Raw genomic sequence first — 21,661 nt, 5'->3', positions numbered from 1 at the left:
CGCTCAGTCTTTCTGGCCCGGCACGCCTTCGTCCGGTTCGTCGGGAATGACGTAGACGTCGCCCTCGGTCGCGCCGGCATCGTGCCTGCGCGCCCGCAGGTCGCGGTAAACGGCGGCGCGCATGATCATCATCGACACCACCGGCGCCGTCATCAGGAGGAAGACCGCGATGATGATCTCGTGGATCACCAGGCGCGACTTCGCCACCGTGAAGTACAGCATCGAGGCCAGCAGCAGGCAGCCGGCGCCCAGGGTGATGGTGATGGCCGGACCGTGGATGCGCTGGTAGAAGGTCGGTAGGCGCAGCAGGCCGAGGGCGCCGATCAGGACGATGCTCGCGCCCAGCACCAGCAGCACGGCCACCGGCACAGTCGCCCAGCCCGGCAGGTATTCGAGCCCGCTCATTCGATGATCTCCCCGCGCATCAGGAACTTCGCCATCGCCACCGTCGACACGAAGCCCAGCAGCGCAATCAGGATCGCCACTTCGAAATAGACCTGGGTGCCGAAGCGGATGCCCAGCACCAGGGCCAGCAGCATGCCGGCCATCCACAGCGTGTCGAGGGCCAGCACGCGGTCGTGGGCCGACGGTCCGATCAGCAGGCGCAGCGCGCAGAAGGCCATCGCCAGCAGCGTGCACACCAGGGCATAGCCGACCGCCAGTTCAAGCAGGGTTTCCATCCTTGTCCTCCGGTTGGGTTGCGCCGCCTTCGAAGATCTCGATCAGCGGCTGTTCATAGCGGGTCTTGATGGTGTCGATCCACCATTGCTCGTCGTGTAGGTCGAACACGTGCAGCGACAGCTCATAGCCCTCTGGCAAAATTTCCACCCACACGGTTCCTGGCGTCATGTTGATGAGGCAGGACAGCATCGCCAGGCCGTAGGGGTCGCGCAGGTCGAGCGGTATGCGCATGAATTGCGCCTTCACGGTCCGGTAGTCGCGGAACAGGATGATGCGGCAGACGTTGAAGCAGGAGCGCACCACCTCCACGCCCGCCATCCCCATCAGGCGCACGAAGGTGACCGGCGCGCGCATGCGCGGGTAGCCGAAGGGCTGCAGGCGGCGGGTCAGCAGCGGCACCGCGATGCCCAGCAGCGCGCCGAACAGCAGGTTGGCCGGGTCGACCGTCTGGTTCAGCAGCAGCCACAGGACGCACAGTCCCAGCGATACCACAGGGTAGGGAAGCCAGCGCATCATGGCGCCTCCTTGGCCGAGGTCGGGCCCGGCACCGAGGGCGCGCTGCGCACCGCGTCGATGTACAGGGCCGGCCGGTGGATGTCGGCGCTGGCGCGCGCCAGGTAGGCGAACAGCGGCTGCGCCTGGACCGTCATCAGGACCGAGGCCAGCAGCAGGCCCGCCACCGGCAGCGCCTCCGAGGCATGCAGGGCGGGCGGCGCGAGGGCTTCGGAAGCCCAGAAGGTGCGCACCCCGAAGCGCATCAGCGACACGATGGCGATCAGCCCGGAGCCGAACACCAGGGCCATCAGGGTCCAGCCGGCGGCGCCGATCGGGGCCACGTCCGGGCCCGGGTTGATCAGGGCGTGGAACATGCCGAACTTGGCGACGAAGCCGGACAGCGGCGGCAGGCCCGCGATGATCAGGGCGCAGGCCAGGAAGGCCAGCGACAGGAAGGCCATCGCGGCCGGCACGCCGCGGCCCTTCGGCTCGGCCGGGGCATCCTCGACCGCGAAGGCTTCCATGGTCAGCGCCAGCATCGCGGCGCCGGGCGTGCGGATGCGGTCGAACAGTTCGATCAGCAGCACGAAGGCGGCGATCGCCAGGGTCGAGGCGAGGTAGTAGTACAGGCCGGCCGTCACCAGCAGCGGCTGGCCATAGCCGATCACCGACAGCAGCGTGCCCGAGGAGATGATCGCCGCGTAGCCCGCCATGCGTCCGGCGGTGTCGGTGGCCAGCATGCCGGCGGCGCCGAACACGATGGTCGCCATGCCGCCCCACAGCAGGGCATCGTAGCCGTAGCGCGACAGTTCGCCGGCACTGTCCGAAAACACCATCAGCCAGATGCGCAGCACCACATAGGCGCCGACCTTGGTCATCAGCGCCAGCATCACCGCCACCGGCGGCGAGGCCGCCGCATAGGTGGTGGGCAGCCAGAAGCCGAGCGGCCACATGGCGCTCTTGGCCAGGAAGGCCAGCGCCAGCACCGCCACCCCGGCCTTGAGCAGGCCGGCGTCCGCGCTCGCCAAGTTCGGCAGGCGCCCGGCCAGGTCGGCCATGTTGAGGGTGCCGGTGACCGCGTAGATCATCGCCACGCCGATCAGGAACAGCAGCGAGGCCACCAGGTTGACGGCGATGTACTGCATGCTGGCGCGCAGCCGCGCCACGTTGTAGCCATGCAGCACCAGGCCATAGGAAGCGGCCAGCATGACTTCGAAGAACACGAACAGGTTGAACAGGTCGTTGGTCAGGAAGGCGCCGTTGATCCCCATCAGCAGGAACTGGAACAGGGAGTGGAAGTGCACGCCGATCCGGCTCCAGCGCGGCTGGGCATAGTGCAGTGCGGCCAGTCCCAGCAGCGCGGTCAGCACCAGCATCATGGCCGACAGCCGGTCGGCGACCAGCGCGATGCCGAAGGGAGCGGACCAGTTGGCGGCCAGGTAGACCTGAACGCCGCCCGGCCAGCTGCCGTCGGCCAGCCAGGCCAGCGCCAACGCATTGGCCAGCAGCGCCAGCACGCTGATGTAGGCGGCCGCGAATTTCAGGCGATGGCGCCCCTGGGTCAGCGGGGCCAGCAGCGCGCCGCACAGCAGCGGCAGCAGCACCGGCAGGATCACCAGGTGGCGGGTCCAGTCGAGGGTGAGGAATTGCTGCATCATGCTTCCGGCTCCTCGCCGTCGACGTGGTCGGTGCCGGTCAGGCCGCGCGCGCCGATCATCACCACCAGGTACAGCGCGGTGGTGGCGAAGCCGATCACGATGGCGGTCAGCACCAGCGCCTGCGGCACCGGGTCGGCCAGGGCCGCGGGATCGGGCACCGTGCCGGCACGCGTGATCGGCGGGCGGTCCACGGCCAGGCGGCCCATGGCGAAGATGAACAGGTTGACGGCATAGGACATCAGCATCAGCCCGACCAGCACCTGGAAGCTGCGCGGGCGCAGCACCAGCCAGATGCCGGCGCCGAATACGATGCCAATGGCGAGCGAGAGCACGGCTTCCATTACTGGATCTCCTTGGCGGGTGGAATGGCGCCGCTGCGCGCGGCGCCGGGCGGGACGCGGCGGCTGCGCAGCGACTGGTGTGCCAGCGCCACCAGGATCAGCATGGTGGTGCCGACCACCACCAGGAACACGCCGAGGTCGAATACGAAGGCCGAGGGCACATGCAGCTCGCCCAGCAGCGGCAGGGTGACGTGGGCGGTGTGGCTGGTCAGGAAGGGATAGCCGAACAGCCAGGCGCCGATGCCGGTGGCGCAGGCCGTCACCAGGCCCCAGCCGATCCAGCGGTGCGGGCGCAGGCGCAGGTGCGACTCGACCCACTCGGTGCCCGCCACCATGTACTGCACGATCAGGGCGGTGGCGAAGATCAGGCCGGCGACGAAGCCGCCGCCCGGCAGGTTGTGGCCGCGCATGAAGAAGTACACCGCGATCACGCCCATCACCGGCAGCAGGAAGCGCAGGTACACGGCCGGAATCATCAGGTAGCCGCCCGGAGCGGCCTGCTCGGCCGGTTTCTGCTGCACGGCCGGATCGACGTCGCTGGCCTGCTGCACCGGAATGGCGACGCTTTCCGGCGCCGGACGGAAGCGGCGCAGCAGCGCGTACACGGTGAGCGCCACCGCCGACAGCACGGTGATCTCGCCCATGGTGTCGAAGCCGCGGAAGTCGACCAGCAGCACGTTGACCACGTTGGAGCCGCCGCCCTCGGACAGGGCATGCCGCACGAAGAAGTCGCGCAGGGTGGCGTCGCCGGGGCGGGTCAGCACCGCATAGCTGGCCGCGGCCAGGCCGAGGCCGCCGGCGACGGCGACCAGCGCGTCGCGCGAGCGGCGCAGCCAGGCGCTGGCCGGGATGCGCTCGGCCAGGTGGGCCGGGCGGAAGCGCGGCGGCAGCCAGCGCAGGCCGAGCAGGATCAGCACCGTGGTCACGGTTTCCACCATCAGCTGGGTCAGCGCCAGGTCGGGCGCCGACAGCCACAGGAAGGTGACCGAGGTCGCCAGTCCGGTGGCGCCGACCAGGGCCAGCGCCGCCATGCGATGGTACTTGGCTTTCCAGGCCGCGGCCACGGCGCAGCCGGCGCCGATCAGCCACAGAAGGGCGAACAGCGGATCGAGCTGGTCGAGCGCGGGCGCGGCCAGGTCGTGCACCGGGCGCGCCAGCAGCAGCGGCACGGCGACCATCGCCGCCACCAGCACCAGCAGCTGCGGCTGCAGGCGCCGGGTGCCGCCGATGCGGATCACCCAGGAGGCGCCCTGGGCCAGGCCGAGCATCACGTTCTCGTACAACTGGGCGCCCTTCACGCGGTGCAGCACCGGGACCTGGTCGCGTCCGCGCAGGCCGAAGTGCTTGCGCAGCAGCAGGTAGCACAGCGCGCCGCCCACCAGGGCCATCACGCTCATGACGAGCGGCAGGTTGACGCCGTGCCAGATCGCCAGGCTGTATTCGGGCAGGGTCGGTCCCAGCACCGAGCCGGCGGCCACCGCCAGCACGTCGCCCACCACCAGTTCCGGCATCACGCCGACCGCGATGCACAGCAGCACCAGCAGTTCGATCGGCATCCGCATCCAGCGCGGCGGCTCGTGCGGCTCTTCCGGCAGGTCGCGCGCCAGCGGGCCGAAGAACACGCTGATGAAGCGCAGTGAGTAGATCACGCTGAACAAGCCCATCAGCACCGCGGCCACCGACATCCACCAGTTCTCGGTGCCGCCCACGATCATGGTCTCGGCGAAGAACATCTCCTTCGACAGGAAGCCGTTCATCAGCGGCACCCCGGCCATCGCCGCGCTGGCCACGATCGCCAGCGCCGCCGTGTGCGGCATGGCGCGCTTCAGGCCGCGCAGCACGCGCATGTCGCGGGTGCCGCTCTCGTGGTCGACGATGCCGACCGCCATGAACAGCGAGGCCTTGAAGACCGCATGGTTCATGGTATGGAAGATCGCGGCCACGACCGACAGCGGCGTGCCGATGCTCATCAGGACCGTGATCAGGCCCAGGTGGCTGATGGTCGAATAGGCCAGCAGGCCCTTCATGTCGTGCTGGAAGATCGCGAAGAAGGAGCCGATCAGGAGGGTGAAGACCCCGGCGCTGCCGAGGATCCAGGTCCATTCCTCGGTGCCGGCCAGGGCCGGCCACAGGCGCATCAGGAGGAACACCCCGGCCTTGACCATCGTGGCCGAGTGCAGGTAGGCCGACACCGGCGTGGGCGCGGCCATCGCATGCGGCAGCCAGAAATGGAAGGGGAACTGGGCGCTCTTGGTCAGCGCGCCGAGCGCCACCAGCACCAGGGCCGGCACGTACCAGTCGTGGGCGCGGATCGCATTGCCCGCCCCCAGCACGGTCTCCAGGTCGTAGCTGCCGGCGATGTGCCCGAGCAGCAGCACCCCCGCCAGCAGGCACAGGCCGCCGATGGTGGTGACGGTAAAGGCCATGCGCGCGCCGCGGCGGGCGTCGTTGCGCTCCTGCCAGTAGCCGATCAGGAGGAAGGAGGTGACGCTGGTGAGTTCCCAGAACACCACCAGCTGGATCAGGTTGCCCGACAGGACCACGCCGAGCATGGCCCCCATGAAGGCCATGATGTAGGCATAGAAGCGCGGCACCGGATCGCGCCGCGACATGTAGTAGCGCGCATAGAGCAAGACCAGCAGGCCGATGCCGAGCACCATGATGGAGAAGACCCAGGCCAGGCCGTCCATGCGCAGCACCAGCGCGAGCCCGAAGTCGGGCAGCCAGTCGATCTGCTTGCGCAGGACCTCGCCCTCGGCGATGCGGCCGAACTGGAGGATCGCCAGCAACAACGCGCCGGCGGTGGCGATCGCCGCCACCGCGGCCGGGCGGTGGCGCGATCCGGTGGGCATGCAGGCCGCCACCAGGGCAGCGGCAAAAGGAAGGGAAAGGAGGAGCAGGAGCATGCGGTCAGTCCTCCGAAAGCCAATAGGCGGGTGCGGGTCGTTCAGCCATCGACACCGCCTTCTGGTGCACGCACCAGCAAGGTGTCGCAGGCCAGGTGCTGCAGCAGGTCGTCGCTGCGGCTACCCATGAATACACGCGCCACGCTCGAGCGTTCGCGCACGCCCAGCACGACCAGCTGGAGGGCATGTTCGTGGGCATAGCGGGCAATGGTGCCGGTGACGCCGCCATGGCCGATGAAGGGCGCGATGTGCTGGCGGGCGCCGGGCGGCAGGGCGCAGCCGTCGAGGAAGCGCTCGCTGGCCGCCAGCATCTCCGGGACCGCGCCGGCTACCGGCTCGGCCAGTGCTTCGAGCACGTGGAACAGGACGATGCGGCGTCCGGGGAACAGCCGCACGGCGGTTTCCAGCGCGCGCCGCGAGGCGTCCGAGAAATCGTTTGCGACCAGGATGCGCGCATAGCCGCCGCGGGTGCGCTGGCGCACCACCAGCAGCGGCTGGACCAGACCCTGCGCCAGGCGTTCGGTGGTGGAACCGAAGATCAGCTGCTGAAAGCCTTCGTCGCGCGAGGCGCCGGTGACGACCACGCCGTCGCCCAGGGAGCCGGCAGTATCCAGGATGGCATCGACGACCTCGCCGTCCCTCACCTGCAGGGTCGGCGCCACGCCGCTGCCGGCGAACTCTTCCTGCAGTTCGCGGCGCGCGGCCAGTTCGAGCGCGGACACGCCGGCGCCGCGGTCGAGCCAGGCGCTCACCTCGTCGGGCGTGCGCGGACCTTCGCGCACGGTCAGGATGACCAATTCGGATTGCCATTCGAGCGCCAGCTGCTTGGCACGGTCCAGTGGGCGGTCGCAATGCGCACACAAGTCCGTGGCGAGCAGCAGCCGCGATGGCCGGATACTGTCGTTCACGTCAACCTCCATGCCGGGAAAAAAGCGGCAAATGGCTCCACTTTACTGTTTTGCATGGGATACGGCAACGCATTACTTCAGGTCAATACGGCAAAAATCCTGCCAAACACAGCGCTCGTGCGCGCTGCAGGCGGAGGGCTTGCTAGCATGCGAAACATGCACATCCTCTGGAATTACCTGCGCCCGCATTGGCGCCTGGCCGCGATTGCGCTGCTGTTGGCCGGCCTGGCCCAGGTGCTGAACCTGGTCGACCCGATCATTTTCGGGATGATCATCGACGACTATGCGCTGCACCCGGGCGGCAGGAGCGACGACGAACTGGTGGCGGGCGTGCTGCGCCTGCTGGGGCTGGCCGTGCTGGTGGCCCTGCTGGCGCGCCTGGCCAAGGCGCTGCAGGAATACGTGACGCGGCTGGTGGTGCAGAAGCTGGGCGTGGCGATCTTCAACGACGGCCTGCGCCAGGTGCTGCGCCTGAAGTACCAGGAATTCGAAGACCTGCGCAGCGGCGAAACCCTGTCGCTGCTGCAGAAGGTGCGCGCCGACAGCGAGCGCTTCATCAACACCTTCATCAACACCGTGTTCGCATCGATGGTGGGCGTGTCCTTCCTGGTCTGGTACGCGGTGACCAAGCACTGGCTGCTGGTGCCGGTGTTCCTGGTCGGGGTGCTGGTGCTGGGCGGGCTCACCGGCTTGCTGAGCCGCGAGATCAAGACCCAGCAGCGCTCGATCGTGCGCGAGACCAACCGCAACTCCGGCTTCATCACCGAATCGCTGCGTAACATCGAACTGATCAAGAGCCTGGGCCTGACCTTCACCGAGATCCGGCGCCTGCGCGCCCAGACCGACAGCATCTTCGCGCTCGAGATGCAAAAGGTGAAGCGCATCCGGCTGCTCTCCTTCTTACAGGGCAGCACGCTGAGCCTCTTGAGGCTGGCGATCCTGTTCGCCCTGCTGTGGCTGATCTTCCGCAAGGTGCTGTCGACGGGCGAGCTGATTGCGATGCAGTTCATCTCGGTCGCCATCTTCGCGCCGCTGCAGGAGCTGGGCAACATCATCCTGGCGCATCGCGAGGTCGAGGCCTCGCTGCTCAACTTCCGCGCGCTGATGGACAAGCCGATCGAACGGCGCCCGCAGGATTTCGTCGAGATCGGGCCGCTCGAGCAGATCCGCTTCGCCGAGGTGGGCTTCCGCCACAAGGGCGCGCAGGAGGATGCGCTGGTGGACATCTCGTTCAGCGCCGCGCTGGGCCAGACGGTGGCCTTCGTGGGGCCGTCGGGATCGGGCAAGTCGACCCTGGTCAAGCTGCTGGTCGGCCTGTACACGCCTGCGCGCGGCAAGGTGTATTACAACGAGATCTCGACCGCAGACCTGCGTTACAACGAGGCGCGCCGCCAGATCGGCTTCGTCACGCAGGAGACCCATCTGTTCGCGGGGACCATCCGCGACAACCTGCTGTTCGTGAAGCCGGATGCGACCGACGAACAGATCATGGCCGCGATGGCGCAGGCCTCGTGCGCCAGGCTGGTGGAGCGGTCGCCCGACGGGCTGGACATCGTCATCGGCGAGCGCGGCATGAAGCTGTCGGGCGGCGAGAAGCAGCGCCTGTCGATCGCGCGGGCGCTGGTGCGCGAACCGCGCCTCTTGATTTTCGACGAGGCGACGTCGGCGCTGGATTCGCTCACCGAAGAGCAGATCACCAACACGGTGCGCGACGTCTCGGCGCGCGCCAGCCAGATCACGATCCTGATCGCGCACCGGCTCTCGACCGTCATGCACGCGGACACCATCTACGTGCTGGAAAAGGGCCGCGTCGTCGAAACCGGCTCGCACGACGCGCTGGTGGCGCAGAAGGGCCTGTACTACGCGATGTGGCGCCAGCAGATCGGCGAACGCCCCGTGCCCGCCGGCGCGGATCAGGCGTCGGCGGGGTAGCGTAGGCCGATCTGCCCGCGGATCCGGTCCAGCAGGGCCATGTTGGACAAGGTGTCCTCGTGCGTCATCAGGGGATGCTCGATCAGGCCCTCGCGCAGGCAGCGCCCGGCCTCGATCGCTTCGTGCGTGTAGCCGTTGCCCAGGTAGGGCGTCGGGATGGTGCGCGAGGAACCGTCCTGCAGGTCCACGGTGACGCGCTCGGCCAGGTGGAACATGCGGTGCAGGCGGATGCTGCCCCTGGTGCCGGAAACGATCAGTTCCGAGGCCGAACGCGCGCGGATCGAACAGCTGCACACCGACAGCGTGCCGCCCTCGTGCCGCATGGTGAAGGCGGTGGTGGCGTCCACCCCGGTCTCGCTCATGATGGCCTGGGCCTGCACGTTCTCCACCTTGCCAAGCAGCGCGCAGGCGATCGACAGCGGGTAGATGCCGAGGTCGAGCAGGGCGCCGCCGCCCAGTTCGCGCTTGTTGACCCGGTGCTCGGGGTCAAGCGTGGCCGAGAAGCCGAAATCGGCATGCACCTGCGTGACCGTGCCGATCTCGCCGGAGGCCATGATGCGCCTGACCTCGGCGAGCGCCGGCAGGAAGCGCGTCCACATGGCCTCCATCAGGAATAGGTTCTTGGCACGGGCGAGCGCCACCACCTCGCCGGCCTCGCGCCGGTTGATGGCGAAGGGTTTTTCGCACAGCACGGCCTTGCCGGCGCCGAGGGCCAGCAGGGAATTCGGCGCATGCATCGGGTGCGGCGTGGCGATATAGATAATGTCGACGTCGTCCGCCTTGACCAGCGCCTCGTAGGAGCCGTAGGCCTTCCCGATGCCCAGCTCACCCGCGAAGGTTTCGGCGCTCTCGAGCGTGCGCGACCCGACCGCCGCCAGCACCGCGCCCGGCGCATGCTTCAGCCCCAGCGCGAATGCGCGTGCGATGCCGCCCGTGCCCAGGATGCCCCAACGTACCGTGTCGTCCATTGGATGTCCTCCTTGTCGTCGATTGATCCTTGCCAAGCATACTCCCGCAGGTCAGGAGTGGGAAAGGCCAGAGGATCGCCTTTCTGTTTTTATGACAACGCATCCATGTATTTCTGCGTATCAGCGGCATTTCAAAGGCGAGATCTTCAATTTAACAATTCATTCGCTGAATAACAGGAATAGATAAAGGGAATAAACGATAGGGATGAGTTCGTTTTATCTCACGGAATTGGCGATTTCATTATTCCATTTGATCCAATGTAGTTTCTCCAGAATACGAAAGCAGCGCACTATCTTGTCCATCTACTCCTGGTTTTCGCGATGTGGAAACGCGACGCGACGACCTGCCAGCCAGAAGCATTTGCTTACATTTAGGAGTATTTGGCGTGTTTCCTGCATACATTTGCATGCTTCGGTAATCGTTCATCAAAGGATGTTGTCAGTTTTGCGTCGACACAAAACAACGCTATAAAAAATTTTTCCGCACGGAAAACAAAAAAATGTTCGCGGCATTAGAATTGCCTCCCATCAGCTTCCTGACGTAAATAATTCCCCGATCAGGATGGGCTGGCAAAACTCTCGCAACCCCGAAAGATTTAACAATTCACGCCGATGCACACCACTGTTTCCAGCCCGCGCTCTTTTAGCCTCGCGCAAACCCAGCAATATGCACTTCCTGTCCTGTTCGCCCTGTTCGGCCTGATCATGGGTTCGTGGGCCGGCCGCATCCCGGCCCTGGCCGAGCGCGTACAGGTGTCCCACTCGGCGCTGTCGATGGTCCTGCTGTGCGGCGGCCTGGGCGCCGTCGTGTCCTACCCGATCTCGTCCTTCCTGATGGGCCGCTTCGGCGCCCGCAAGTCGGCGCTGATCTCGGGCATGGCCCTGCTCGCCGTGCTGGTGTCGATCGGCATGGCGCCGACCGTGCCGCGCCTGATGCTGGCGGTCCTGATGCTGGGTATTAGCGCCAGTATCTTCAACGTCGCCATCAACGCGGCCGCGAGCAAGCGCGAGAAGACGACCGGCAAGGCCGACATGTCGATGTTGCATGGCCTCGCCTGCGCCGGCGGCCTGGTGGGCGCCACCCTGGGCAGCCTGATGGCCAGCATGAAGATCGCCCCGGGCACCCACTTCCTGATGCTGGCCGGTCCGCTGGCCCTGGTCCTGTGGGGCGCGTTCAGCATGATGGATGCCGACGATTCCGCCGAGCAGGTGGAGAAGAAGTCGTTCTCGCTGCCGCGCGGTCCCCTGGCACTGCTGGGCCTGCTGGGCTTCCTCGGCTCGATGTCGGAAGGCAGCATCGCCGACTGGAGCGGCGTGTTCCTGAAGGAGCACTTCGGCGCCTCGGACGGCCTGGCGCCGCTGGCCCTGTCCTCGTTCTCGGTCATGATGCTGCTGTCGCGCATGGTCGGCGACAAGATGAAAGTGCACTTCGGCGCCCAGCGCCTGGTCACCATCGGCGCGGTGGTGTCGGCATCCGGCCTGTTCTTCGCCGTGATGGCCCCGAACGCCTACGTCGCCCTGGCCGGTTTCGCGCTCGCCGGCCTCGGCCTGTCGCTGCTGTTCCCCTTCGTGTTCAGCGCAGCCGGCGCGCAAGGCCCGATGGCCCTGGCCGCCGTCGCCAGCATGGCCTACGGCGGCAGCCTGATGGGCCCGCCGGTGATCGGCGCCGTTGCCCACTTCGTCGGCATGCAGGCAGCCATCGCCTATGTCGGCGGCCTGTCCCTGGTCATCGCCTTCGTTGCAAGCCGTACCGAGCTGCTGAAGTAAACCTTGCGCCGGCTTGCCGCCGGCACCCGATCCTCGCACGGCGCAAGCCGGCTTCCGACGCAGACCGCGCCACGCGCCGTCTGCGTTTTTTTTGTTTGCGCTATCCCAAGCCGGTCCCGGCACTGGCCGAACTTCGTCCGCCGCGCCATCTCCAAGAGACAAGCCCCTTGATCACGGAGATGCCATGACGAGCACAGTCGATGCAGCCGCGGTGACGCAGTTCCACGATGGCGAGCTTGCCCGGGCCGGCTGGCCGAGCCTGCACCGCACGGCCGAATTCCCCGGGGCCTGGCAGGCCATCGACGCCAATCACCGCTACAACTGCCTGCTGTGGCAGGAAGAAGACCGCGCACGCCGGGTCGACGTCCCGGCCGCCGAGATCGCCACCAGCAAACGCCTGATCGACCGCTACAACCAGCAGCGCAACGATGCGGTCGAAGCCATCGACGAAGCCTTGCTCGCCGGCCTCGACGCTGCGCCTGCGCCCGGCGCACGCCTGTCGAGCGAGACGCCGGGCGCGATGATCGACCGGCTGTCGATCCTGTCGCTCAAGATCCACCACATGCGGCTGCAGACCGAACGCCATGATGCGGGACAGGCGCACGTGCAGGCGTGTAGCGCCCGGCTGCAGCGCCTGATCACCCAGCGCCACGACCTCGCAGCCTGCCTCGAGCAGCTGCTGCGCGAGGCGCGCAGCGGCCAGGCCTATTTCAAGGTCTACCGCCAGTTCAAGATGTACAACGATCCCGCGCTCAACCCCTACCTGTACGGGCAGGCCTCAAGCGGCGCGGCCCAGGCAGGCGGCTGAATGGCGCTGCCGCGCATCGACATCCTCGTGCCCACCTGCGGCCGGCCGGCGGCGCTGGCGGTCACGCTGACGGCGATCGGGGCACAGGACTATCCCGCGCTGCGCATTGTCGTATCGGACCAGACCGAGGGCAGCACCGCCCTCGGGCAGGCCGAGGTGGTGGCCGTGCTGCGCTACCTGCGCGCCCGCGGGCACCAGCTCGCGACCTGGCACCACCTGCCGCGGCGCGGCATGGCCGAACAGCGCGCCTTCCTGCTGGCGCAGGTCCAGGCGCCTTACTGCCTGTTCGTCGACGACGACGTCATCCTCGAACCGGGCCTGGTCAGGCGCCTGCACGGCCTGCTCGTGCGGCAGGGATGCGGGTTTGCGGGCAGCGCGGTGCATGGCCTGAGCTACCTGGGGCAGGAGCGCCCGGCGCAGGAGCAGCTCGCGTTCTGGGAAGGCCGCGTCGAGCCGGAAACGCTCAGGCCGGGCGGCAGCGCATGGGCACGCCATCACCTGCACAGCGCGGCCAATCTGTTCCACCTGCAGCGCCGCCTCGGTATCCCGCCAGGCGAGGAGCGCGCCTACCGCGTGGCCTGGGTGGGCGGCTGCGTGCTGTTCGATACCGCCCAGCTGCGCGCCGCCGGCGGCTTCGATTTCTGGCCCGCGCTGCCTCCCGGCCACTGTGGCGAAGACGTGCTTGCCCAGCTGCGCGTCATGGAGCGCTTCGGCGGCTGCGGCATGCTGCCCTCGGGCGCCTATCACATGGAGCTGCCTACCACGCTGAACAGGCGCGAGGTCGATGCGCCCTGGGCACTGCTGCCGCACGGCGATGCGGCGGCCTTGCCGGACTCACTGGCGCCGGTGCCGGAGCGGCCATGAACGACGAAGCGGCCCGGCTCGACGGGGTAGCGAAGATCGCCGTGCTGCGGCCGAACGCGGTAGGCGACTTCGTCTTCGCCCTGTCGGCCCTGCACGCGCTCAAGCATGCCTATCCGGATGCCGAGCTGGTGTTTCTCGGCAAGGCCTGGCACGCGGATTTCCTCGAAGGGCGGCCGGGGCCGGTCGACCGGGTCGTGGTCTTGCCGCGCATTCCGGGCGTGGGCGCGCCGCTGGACCAGCCGGCCGACGCGCATGCCATCGCGTGCTTCGTCGAACGCATGCGAAGCGAAGGCTTCGATATCGTGGCGCAGATGTATGGCGGCGGACGCTACTCGAATCCCTTCGTCATGCGCATGGGGGCCAGGCTGGTGATCGGCGCGCGTGCGGATGGCGCCGCGGCGCTGGACCGCTGGGCTGCCCACGTCGAACCGGCCAACCGGCGGCTGGCCTTGCTGGAGATCGCCGCGCTGGCCGGCGCGGCGCTGCCGTGGATGTGGCGCGAGCTGGCCGTCACGCCGGCGGACCGCGAGGCCGCGGCCCAGGTCCTGCCGCCCGGCTGCCGGGACGCGGCACAGGAGCGGCTTCCGACCTACGCCCCCGCGATGACGGCGCCGCCGCGGGAGCGTGACCGGCCGCTGGTGCTGATGCAGCCGGGATCATCCGATCCACGCCGCTGCTGGCCCGCGGACCGCTTCAGCGCCGTCGGCGACGCGCTGGCGCAGGCCGGCGCGCTGGTCGCCGTCAACGGCACCGCGCAGGAGGCCGGCCTGGTGCGGCGGATCGTCGGCGGCATGCGCCAGCCGGCCCTCGACCTTGCCGGAAAGCTCGGTCTGGGCGGCCTGTGCGGCGTGCTGGAGCGTGCCGCGCTGGTGCTATCCAACGATACCGGACCGCTGCACCTGGCGCTGGCCATCGGCACCCCGGCCGTGGGCCTGTTCTGGCATACCAACCTGGCCGACGGCGCACCCTTGCGGCCAGGCCTGTTGCGGGCGGCCGTCTCGGCCCAGGTGAGCTGCAGCGTGTGCGGCGCGGACAACCGCGCCTCGCGCTGCCCGCACCAGGAGAGCTTCCTGCACGACATTTCGGTCGACGAGGTGCTTGCCCTGGCGTTCGCGCAGCTGCAAGGCCGGCTTGCCATCGCATCACGTGCGTGAAGCCGGGGCGGCGTCCTGGCCCGGTGGACGACGCCCGTGCCTTCACCAGTACGGCCACATGCCGGTGGCACGTTGTCCGCTTGGCTCCGTCCCGGAGAGCAGGGCGCGCGCATGCTCGAGCACCACCGCGGCACGCTCGGCGGCCGGATCCCAGATGCAGCGGTGGCGCAGGCGGTCAAGCGGGGCCCAGCGGGCAATGTCGGCCTTGCTGAACACCACCACGCTGTTCAGGCCCAGGCCGGCCGCGATATGCGATACCCCGGTGTCGTTGCAGATCAGCAGCCGGGAGCGGCTCATCAGGGCCGCCATGGCGCCGATCGAGATCTGCGCCGCGGCCTCGATCGCGGGCGAACACATGTGCTCCGCCACCGCGCGGGCGAGCGGGGCTTCGTCGGCTGAACCGGTGAGCACGGTGTCGAGGCCGAATTCTTCCCTGAGCTGGTCCGCCACTTCCGCGAAGCGTTCGGGCGGCCAGCATTTATCGCGCTTGCGTGCGCCCGGATGGATGCAGATGTAGTTGCCGGGCTCGAGGCCTGGCGCCAGCTTGCTGGTCTCGAGTTCCTCGATGTCCTCGCGCCGCAAGGGAAATTCGAGCTGGGGGCCGGCGTCCGGTGCGCCCAGCCGCTCGAGCAGGGCCAGCAGCCGTTCCTGTTCGGCGCCGGTGTCGGGCCAGGGCACGAGCAGGGTACGCTCGGTCTGGCTTGCCGCGCCGCGGGTGAAGCCAGCCATGGCGCGGGCCCCGAAACCGGCGACGATATGGTTGCTCACGTCGCCGCTGCCGTGCAGCTGCAGGGTGAGGTCGAAACCCTGGTCGCATAGAGATGCATAGTAGGCCGTGAGTTCCTCGTGGCGGGCCGCCTGTTCGGGCAGCAGCGGGTGGCCCGGGAAGGGGATGAAATCGTCGATGTAGGCGTCGAAGCGCCGGGCGAACTGCGCCGCCCAGGGCAGGCCCGTGAGCACGATCCGCGCGTCCGGCAAGGCGCTGCGCAGCGCACGCAGGGCGGGTACCGAACAGAGCATGTCCCCCAGCTGGAGGGCGCGAAACACGATGACGCTGCGGATAGCGTGACGGTGCAGGAAGGAACGCCGGTTCATGTGTTCTCCAATTCATCCAGCCTTGCACAAACTCCACAGCCAGGCGCCATAGCGGCGCGGCGGCCTTCATCTTGTCTGACGCTCCCGGACCGACATCGGGTGTCAGGCATGGGACAGCCGGTCGAGGACGTTGCGGGTGATGCGTTCGACCCTGCGGTCGCGCGCTTCGCCCAGCACCTGCGCCCAGTCGGTCGTCCCCGCCGAAAACACGGTGCCGCCATGCCGGAACATGCCCATCGCCGCGACGTGGATGCCCTCGCCGGCGCGATGGCGCTCGCGCGGCGGCAGTTCCTGCCAGCGCCGGTCGAGCGGGCAGGCGGCCAGCAGCTGGTAGCCGTCCGGCGTGCCGGCTTCGTCGCGCCAGGCCGACAGGATGACCTGGCCGTCCGGCCCGATGTGGTCGACCGGTACGCCGTCGCACTCGTATCCCGGCAGCGGCGGCCAGGTATCGCCGCCGAGCGATTCGCCGCGCGCCAGGCCGGTGCCCGCGAAGATCCAAGGGCCGGGCTGCTGGACCACGAAGCCGGGGGTGTCGCGCGGGCCGTCCCACCAGCCGCCGCCGTGGCGGTAGCTGGCGCCGCTCAGGGAGTCTTCCGGACGCCGGGCGCCGGTGGCGGGCCACCAGTGGTCCAGGGCGCCGTGCTTGCCGCCCTGGTGGCAAACCATGGCTGCGCCCTCGTCGACCAGGTGGATCGGGCCGCGTAGGACGCCACCAGCACAGATTGGCGCCGAACAGGGCCAGGTTGCCGCCGCCCGCAACGAAATCTTCGACCGCGTCGCGGGTGGCTTCGCTCCAGTATTCGTCGTGGCCCACGCTGACCAGCAGGCGGTAATCCTGCAGCAGCCCCGGCTGCGCATGGATGTCGAGGTCGGTGCAGAAGTCGGCCGCATAGCCGCAGCACGCCATCCAGCGGATGAAGCGCGCATCCCAGTGCGCGAAGGTCTGGCGCGGGGAGCGCGGGTCATAGTGGTCTTGCGCGCCCCAGGTGGGGCCGCCGATGCCGCCGCCGGGCCGGCGCAGCGAGACCCGGGCGCCGGGCGGATGTTCGGAACGCGGCGGATTGGTGTAGAAGCAGCCGCCGCCGGCGCAGTTGTAGGCATGCCAGGTGGCCACGGGCAGCTTGTACAGGATCGTCTTGCTCGCCCTGGCGCGTACCACGAACAGGGCGGCGGCGGCATCGGTGGACAGCCGCAGGGGCTGGCCCTGCGGCAGCTCGAGATGGGCGATGTAGACGCCCGAGGGCCAGTCGTCGCCGGTCTCCACCTGGTAGGGCGGCCACTGCCAGTCTTCGTCGGCGCGGCCGTCAGGCAGGTGCTCGGCGCGCAGCCAGGCGCCGCACCAGACCGGCACCAGCCCGTGCTCCCAGCGGTAGATGGCGATGCGAAAGCGCGGCTGGTCGCCCGAGACGTGCAGGGTGAGCGTCTCGCCCGCCCGCACGCTCGGGCGCCCGGGATAGGCACGGATCATACCGGCAGCTCCGGCTCGCTGCGCTTGGTGACGAGGAAAGGCGGGATCGCCAGTGCGTGCAGGGGCATCTGCCGGAATGCGGCGACGGCCTCGAAGGGCGTCTCGACGATGGGCTCGTTCCGGCCGTTGAAGGAGGTGTTGAGCAGCACCGGCACCCCGGTACGCACCTCGAAGCCGGCCAGCAGGGCGCGCAGCAGCGGGTCGTCCGCGGGGCCGACGGTCTGCAGGCGCGCGGTGCCGTCCACATGGGTAATGGCCGGCAGCATCGGCGCGACTTCGGGCCGCACCGGCGCGGCGAATTGCATGAAGGGAGACGGGCCGGCCACGTCGAAGTAGACGGCGGCGCGTTCTTCCGGCACCAACGGGGCGAGCGGGCGGAACCATTCGCGCTGCTTGATCCGTGCATTGATCCAGTCGCGGATGCGGTCGCGGCGCGGATCGGCCAGGATGCTGCGGTGGCCCAGCGCACGCGGGCCGAATTCGCTGCGGCCCTGGTACAGGCCGACCACGCGCCCGGTGCACAACAGGTCGAGCATGCGCGCGCACAGGGCGTCGCGGCCGCGCGGCCGTTCGACCACCAGGTCGGTGGCGCCGTCGAGCGCCGCTTCGATGTCGGACAGCTGCGGCGGCGGGCCGAGGTAGTCGGCGCTCCAGCGGAAGTCGCAGGGCCGGCCGGCCAGCTCGGTGAGCCCGTAGATGGCGCAGCCCAGGGCGGTGCCGGCGTCGCTCGGCGCCGGCGGCAGGAACATGCGGCGGAACGGGGTCTCGCGCAGCAGGCGCTCGTTGGCGGAGCAGTTCAGGGCCGTGCCGCCGGCGAAGCACAGGTGCTCGGCCCCGGTCTGGCGGTACAGCCAGTGCGCCAGCGCCAGCAGGGCGTCCTCGAAGGCGCGCTGGCCGGCGGCGGCCAGGTTGGCGCAGTCGGTGAAGCGCGCTTCCGCGCTGCCGAAGCGGAAGCGGCTGCGCTCGCGCAGCAGCGCGCGCCAGGCGGAGGGAATGCCGACCGCCATGCCTTCGACGTCGAGCGGCGGCAGGCCGAGCGCCGCCGGGTCGCCGTAGGGGGCCAGGCCCATCACCTTGCCCTCGTTGCCCTCGCCCGGGAAGATCGCCTGGGTCAGCAGGAAGTAGAACATGCCGAGGCCGACGAGGCGGCCATCGTCGTGGCGGCTGCCGTCAGGCGGCCGGACCTGCTTGCCGATGCAGCGGATCTCCTTGCGGCTGGCGCTGTAGAAGGAAGCGACTTCGCGCCGGTCGCCCGGCGTGGTGGCGGCGTCGCTCCAGTGTTCGGTGAAGTCGGAGACCGGGCTGCCCTGGCCGTCGATGACCATCACCGCGGCCTCGTCGAAAGGGGAGGGGTGGAACACGCTGTACAGGTGCGCCAGGTGGTGCGAGATGCGCGCGCGCCGGCCGTCGCGCGCCAGCGCCAGCGTGGCGGCCAGTTCGTCGTCATAGACGGGCAGGCTGCCGATTTCTTCGTCGGACGAGAAGCATTCGACGACGATGTCGACCGGCCGTTCGAGCCCGGGCAGGCGCGGCGCATAGTGGTCGCGCAGGTCGCCGGGCTTACCCCAGTGGTGCTTGTGACGCGTGAGACGTTCTTTCTGGATGGCCCAGGCAAGGTGCGAGCCCTGCATGAGGCAGATGCTGGCGTCCTGGGTCCGGTTAATGCCAAGCACAACTGGGGTGTCGTCCATCGGTGATCTCCTGGTGTCGGGGGCGATGCAGCGAACAGCCCAACTTTGAGCCTGCTGAGCAGGATTAGTTCACTTCGTTTTGCCCGGACAGGTTCTTAACGGGGGTGGAAGAAGGGCGCCGCGAAAGGCGGTATGATCGGGTTATTGTCCTGTCCGTCCGAACCGATCCGATCATGCTCCAGACCCCTTCCAGCTTCACGCCGCTGTTCGCGCAGCAATCCGATCCCGCGCCCCTGAGCTTCCTGTTCCACGGCGGCCGGCTCCTGGTGCGCGAACACGATCTCGCGCTGCCCGACGCCGCCACGCTCGACCGGCTCGAGGTCGACCGTGCCCGCCTGCAGCCGCTCGGGCTGTATGGCGAGCGCTATTGCGAGACCGGCTGGTTCGACAGCGAGCCCGCGCTGCCGCCGGGCTATGCCCTGCGCGGCCTGCGCTCGCTGTTCGCGGACATGGACGAGGCCCTGCTGGGCCTGGCGGCGCGCGCCGCCCAGGTCGCGGAGTGGGCGCGCACCCACCGCTTCTGCGGCGCCTGCGGCAGCGGCACCGTGCTGGCGGCCGGCGAGCGCTGCTACAAGTGCGTGCAGTGCGGGCACATGGCCTACCCGCGCATCTCGCCGGCCATGATGGTCCTGATCAGGAAGGGAGACAGCGTGCTGCTGGCGATGCACATCGCTTCGCCGACCAAGCGCTTCGTGCCGCTGGCCGGCTTCCTGGAGGCGGGCGAGTCGGTGGAAGAGGCGATCCACCGCGAGGTCTACGAGGAGGTGGGGCTGCGGGTGCAGAACCTGCGCTATTTCGCGAGCCAGTCCTGGCCCTTCCCGCATTCGCTGATGCTGGCCTTCACGGCCGATTACCTGGATGGCGAGATCCGCCTCGACACCTCCGAGATCTCGGAGGCGCGCTGGTTCGGGCCGGATGACGAATGGCCCGAACGGGTGCCGCACATGTCGGTGTCGAGCGTCCTGGTGGACGCCCACCGCCCGCCGGGGAGGTAGCGCTCAGGACTGCGCCGGCGCGTGCTCCGTGCGTACCGCAAGCTGCGGCTGGGGCTTGGCCCCGGTGCCGCGCAGCTGCACCGCGCGCTGCAGCAGGTCGAACCAGAACGGGGCGCCGAACAGCGTGGTGCCGGCGGTGATCAGCCAGCCTGCCACCTGCAGCGCAAAGGCGCTGTCGAGCCGCGGCGGGAAGCTGCTCCAGCCGATCGGCATCGCCCACAGCTGGCGCAGGGCCTCGGCGTCGAGCGCGCCCGGGGCGGCCTTGATCTGCGCGGCCAGCGCCGGGTTCTGCCACAGGGTCTGGAACAGGTGGATGCTGTCGATGTTCAGCAGGATGGTGAGCAGCAGGGCCATCAGGAAGGAAATCAGCAGCTGGCGCCGCTTGTAGACGCCGGACAGGCGTTCCATGGCGCTGTTGAACCAGCCGGCGATGCCCTCCTGGAAGCGCTGCAGGTCCCCGCTGGACTGGCGGTACAGGGCCAGCAGCACGCGCTTGACCTGCTCGTCGGGCAGGGCCTCGATCGCCGCCTGCAGCGGGATGGCCGGATTGCTGCGCAGCGAATCGAGCAAGGCGATCGCGAAGTGTGCCGGTTCGATGTAGGATGGCCGCACGGCCAGCTTGCGCCGCGCATGGGTGCTGCCATGCGGATTGACCAGCGGATGGTCGTACAGGCTCTGCGCCAGCGCCTCGCAGCGCGGATCGTCCAGCATGCGCTTGACCGCGTCGAGCAGCATGTTGGCGCGCAGGCTGAAGGCCGCCGCCAGCGCTTCCTGCAAGGTACTGACGACCAGCGCCAGGGTGCCGTAGCAAAACGTCAGGCCGATGGCGACTTCGAGGACCGTGCTGCCGAACATGGCGATCTCCCAGGAGTGGAACCACCTTCCACGCTACTTGTTCCGTAACGGGGCGATATTAACTTTGCTCAATAAATCGGCAGCCGCCGGAACCCTTCGCGCATTTTCTATATACTTGCGGCAATCGATTTTTTAAGGTTCACCATGTCTGACAAAGAAGCTTTCACCGAACACGACTGGCGCCGCCTGCTGACCAGCCTGGGCGAGGATCCGGACCGTCCGGGCCTGCAGGAAACGCCGCACCGCATGGCGAAGGCCTGGAAACACTGGACCTCGGGCTATGACCAGGATCCTGTCGAAGTGCTCAAGGCCTTCGAGGACGGCGCCGAGGAGTACAACGAGCTGATCGTGGTGCGCGGCATCCCGGTCTACAGCCATTGCGAACACCACCTGGCGCCCTTCTTCGGCAAGGCCACGGTCGGCTACCTGCCGAACGGCAAGATCGTCGGCCTCTCCAAGCTCACCCGCCTGGTCGACATCTTCTCGAAGCGCCTGCAGGTGCAGGAACGCATGACGATCCAGATCGCCAACGCGCTGATGGAAGTGCTGGAGCCGAAGGCGGTGGGCGTGGTCGTCAAGTGCCGCCACATGTGCATGGAAAGCCGCGGCATCCGCGCCATTGGCGAGGAAACCATCACCTCGGCCCTGCTCGGTGAACTGCAACCGAACCTGGCTTTGCGCACCGAATTCCTGGCGCTCGCCCGCGACTAGGAATAATCTGGAAGGGCGGGCCGCCGCGCCCGCCTTGGAACCTGTTCCGGATCGCCGGCCTCCAAGTCATTTTCGGAGGACGCGCCATGGATCGTCCGGTCTTTCCCAGCGATATTTCTCGCGAGCAGTTCGAGCCCGTGCGCGGCATGCTGGAAGCGGCGCGCCGCAAGACCCGGCCCCGCAAGCACGACCTGTACGACGTGTTCTGCGCCGTCCTCTATTTCCTCCACACCGGCGCCACCTGGCGCAGCATGCCGGCCGGCTTTCCGCCCTGGCGCACCGTGCACGAGTACTTCACGCAGTGGACCATGCTGCGCGACGGCGACCGTACCCTGCTGGAAAGCGTGCTCGAGAAATCGGGCCG

Annotated in this window: 19 protein-coding genes and 2 pseudogenes; 8 read left to right on the top strand and 13 right to left on the bottom strand. The window is 68.4% G+C overall.

The window, feature by feature from the left end:
• Positions 1-3 precede the first annotated feature (3 nt).
• Genes mnhG through MasN3_RS00185 form a run of 7 tightly spaced genes read right to left on the bottom strand, consistent with a single transcriptional unit; the run spans position 4 to position 6,989 of the window.
• Positions 4-405 carry a monovalent cation/H(+) antiporter subunit G gene (mnhG, locus tag MasN3_RS00215; RefSeq protein ID WP_281911251.1) on the bottom strand — a complete coding sequence of 134 codons (402 nt, stop codon included), beginning with the start codon at positions 403-405 and terminating at the stop codon, positions 4-6.
• Positions 402-680, bottom strand: a complete 279-nt coding sequence (locus MasN3_RS00210) for a K+/H+ antiporter subunit F (protein ID WP_281911249.1) — start codon at positions 678-680, stop codon at positions 402-404. The genes mnhG and MasN3_RS00210 overlap by 4 nt, the downstream gene beginning before the upstream one ends.
• The gene (locus tag MasN3_RS00205) at positions 664-1,197 is read right to left on the bottom strand and encodes a Na+/H+ antiporter subunit E (RefSeq protein WP_281911248.1); all 534 of its coding nucleotides are present in this window, start codon (positions 1,195-1,197) and stop codon (positions 664-666) included. Before MasN3_RS00205 ends, MasN3_RS00210 begins: the two co-directional genes overlap by 17 nt.
• Complete coding sequence (locus tag MasN3_RS00200; protein WP_370662378.1) at positions 1,194-2,831, bottom strand: monovalent cation/H+ antiporter subunit D; 1,638 nt, start codon at positions 2,829-2,831, stop codon at positions 1,194-1,196. The genes MasN3_RS00205 and MasN3_RS00200 overlap by 4 nt, the downstream gene beginning before the upstream one ends.
• Positions 2,831-3,175: a Na+/H+ antiporter subunit C gene (locus MasN3_RS00195; RefSeq protein ID WP_281911245.1), complete on the bottom strand. Its 345-nt coding sequence runs from the start codon at positions 3,173-3,175 to the stop codon at positions 2,831-2,833. Before MasN3_RS00195 ends, MasN3_RS00200 begins: the two co-directional genes overlap by 1 nt.
• Positions 3,175-6,081 (bottom strand): monovalent cation/H+ antiporter subunit A, encoded by a 2,907-nt coding sequence (locus tag MasN3_RS00190; protein WP_281911243.1) that lies wholly within the window; start codon positions 6,079-6,081, stop codon positions 3,175-3,177. The genes MasN3_RS00195 and MasN3_RS00190 overlap by 1 nt, the downstream gene beginning before the upstream one ends.
• A 41-nt stretch (positions 6,082-6,122) precedes the next feature.
• The gene (locus MasN3_RS00185) at positions 6,123-6,989 is read right to left on the bottom strand and encodes a universal stress protein (RefSeq protein ID WP_281911242.1); all 867 of its coding nucleotides are present in this window, start codon (positions 6,987-6,989) and stop codon (positions 6,123-6,125) included.
• Positions 6,990-7,145: 156 nt separating this feature from the next.
• Here MasN3_RS00185 and MasN3_RS00180 point away from each other — a divergent pair, with 156 nt between their 5' ends.
• Complete coding sequence (locus MasN3_RS00180) at positions 7,146-8,921, top strand: ABC transporter ATP-binding protein (RefSeq protein WP_281914598.1); 1,776 nt, start codon at positions 7,146-7,148, stop codon at positions 8,919-8,921.
• On the opposite strand, the gene MasN3_RS00175 is transcribed toward MasN3_RS00180, so the two are convergent.
• Positions 8,903-9,889 (bottom strand): Gfo/Idh/MocA family protein, encoded by a 987-nt coding sequence (locus MasN3_RS00175; RefSeq protein WP_281911241.1) that lies wholly within the window; start codon positions 9,887-9,889, stop codon positions 8,903-8,905. The genes MasN3_RS00180 and MasN3_RS00175 overlap by 19 nt on opposite strands.
• A gap of 612 nt (positions 9,890-10,501) precedes the next feature.
• Between MasN3_RS00175 and MasN3_RS00170 the strand changes: the two genes are divergently transcribed.
• The 4 genes from MasN3_RS00170 to MasN3_RS00155 all read left to right on the top strand — a co-directional run bounded on the left by MasN3_RS00170 (position 10,502) and on the right by MasN3_RS00155 (position 14,482).
• Positions 10,502-11,656 carry an MFS transporter gene (locus tag MasN3_RS00170; RefSeq protein ID WP_281911238.1) on the top strand — a complete coding sequence of 385 codons (1,155 nt, stop codon included), beginning with the start codon at positions 10,502-10,504 and terminating at the stop codon, positions 11,654-11,656.
• A gap of 184 nt (positions 11,657-11,840) precedes the next feature.
• Entirely contained in the window at positions 11,841-12,464 is a 624-nt protein-coding gene (locus tag MasN3_RS00165) for a DUF4254 domain-containing protein (RefSeq protein WP_281911236.1), read from the top strand.
• Complete coding sequence (locus MasN3_RS00160) at positions 12,465-13,328, top strand: glycosyltransferase family A protein (protein WP_281911234.1); 864 nt, start codon at positions 12,465-12,467, stop codon at positions 13,326-13,328.
• Entirely contained in the window at positions 13,325-14,482 is a 1,158-nt protein-coding gene (locus MasN3_RS00155; protein ID WP_281911232.1) for a glycosyltransferase family 9 protein, read from the top strand. Before MasN3_RS00160 ends, MasN3_RS00155 begins: the two co-directional genes overlap by 4 nt.
• Before the next feature lie 42 nt (positions 14,483-14,524).
• Here MasN3_RS00155 and MasN3_RS00150 read toward each other — a convergent pair whose 3' ends face one another.
• From MasN3_RS00150 to MasN3_RS00140, 4 genes and pseudogenes are all read right to left on the bottom strand, one after another.
• Complete coding sequence (locus tag MasN3_RS00150; RefSeq protein WP_281911231.1) at positions 14,525-15,577, bottom strand: glycosyltransferase family 9 protein; 1,053 nt, start codon at positions 15,575-15,577, stop codon at positions 14,525-14,527.
• Between the two features lie 102 nt (positions 15,578-15,679).
• Positions 15,680-16,243: a N,N-dimethylformamidase beta subunit family domain-containing protein gene (locus MasN3_RS00145; RefSeq protein WP_281911229.1), complete on the bottom strand. Its 564-nt coding sequence runs from the start codon at positions 16,241-16,243 to the stop codon at positions 15,680-15,682.
• A gap of 97 nt (positions 16,244-16,340) precedes the next feature.
• Positions 16,341-17,045 (bottom strand): annotated as a pseudogene (locus tag MasN3_RS25155) (N,N-dimethylformamidase beta subunit family domain-containing protein); the annotation flags it as partial.
• Positions 17,042-18,736, bottom strand: coding sequence for a carbamoyltransferase family protein (locus MasN3_RS00140; protein WP_281911227.1), 1,695 nt, complete (start codon positions 18,734-18,736; stop codon positions 17,042-17,044). The pseudogene MasN3_RS25155 and the gene MasN3_RS00140, both read right to left, overlap by 4 nt.
• Before the next feature lie 173 nt (positions 18,737-18,909).
• On the opposite strand from MasN3_RS00140, the gene nudC reads away from it, so the two are divergent.
• The gene (gene nudC / locus MasN3_RS00135; RefSeq protein ID WP_281911226.1) at positions 18,910-19,731 is read left to right on the top strand and encodes an NAD(+) diphosphatase; all 822 of its coding nucleotides are present in this window, start codon (positions 18,910-18,912) and stop codon (positions 19,729-19,731) included.
• 3 nt (positions 19,732-19,734) lie between these two features.
• On the opposite strand, the gene MasN3_RS00130 is transcribed toward nudC, so the two are convergent.
• Positions 19,735-20,586 carry a hypothetical protein gene (locus MasN3_RS00130; RefSeq protein ID WP_281911225.1) on the bottom strand — a complete coding sequence of 284 codons (852 nt, stop codon included), beginning with the start codon at positions 20,584-20,586 and terminating at the stop codon, positions 19,735-19,737.
• A 144-nt stretch (positions 20,587-20,730) separates the two neighbouring features.
• Between MasN3_RS00130 and folE the strand changes: the two genes are divergently transcribed.
• Both folE and MasN3_RS00120 read left to right on the top strand, forming a co-directional pair.
• Positions 20,731-21,297, top strand: coding sequence for a GTP cyclohydrolase I FolE (gene folE, locus MasN3_RS00125; RefSeq protein ID WP_281911223.1), 567 nt, complete (start codon positions 20,731-20,733; stop codon positions 21,295-21,297).
• 86 nt (positions 21,298-21,383) lie between these two features.
• Positions 21,384-21,659: pseudogene (locus tag MasN3_RS00120) on the top strand (transposase); the annotation flags it as partial.
• Positions 21,660-21,661: the final 2 nt, after the last annotated feature.

Source organism: Massilia varians (genome assembly GCF_027923905.1).
GTDB lineage: Bacteria > Pseudomonadota > Gammaproteobacteria > Burkholderiales > Burkholderiaceae_D > Telluria > Telluria varians_B.
This window is presented reverse-complemented; position numbering and strand designations above follow the sequence as displayed.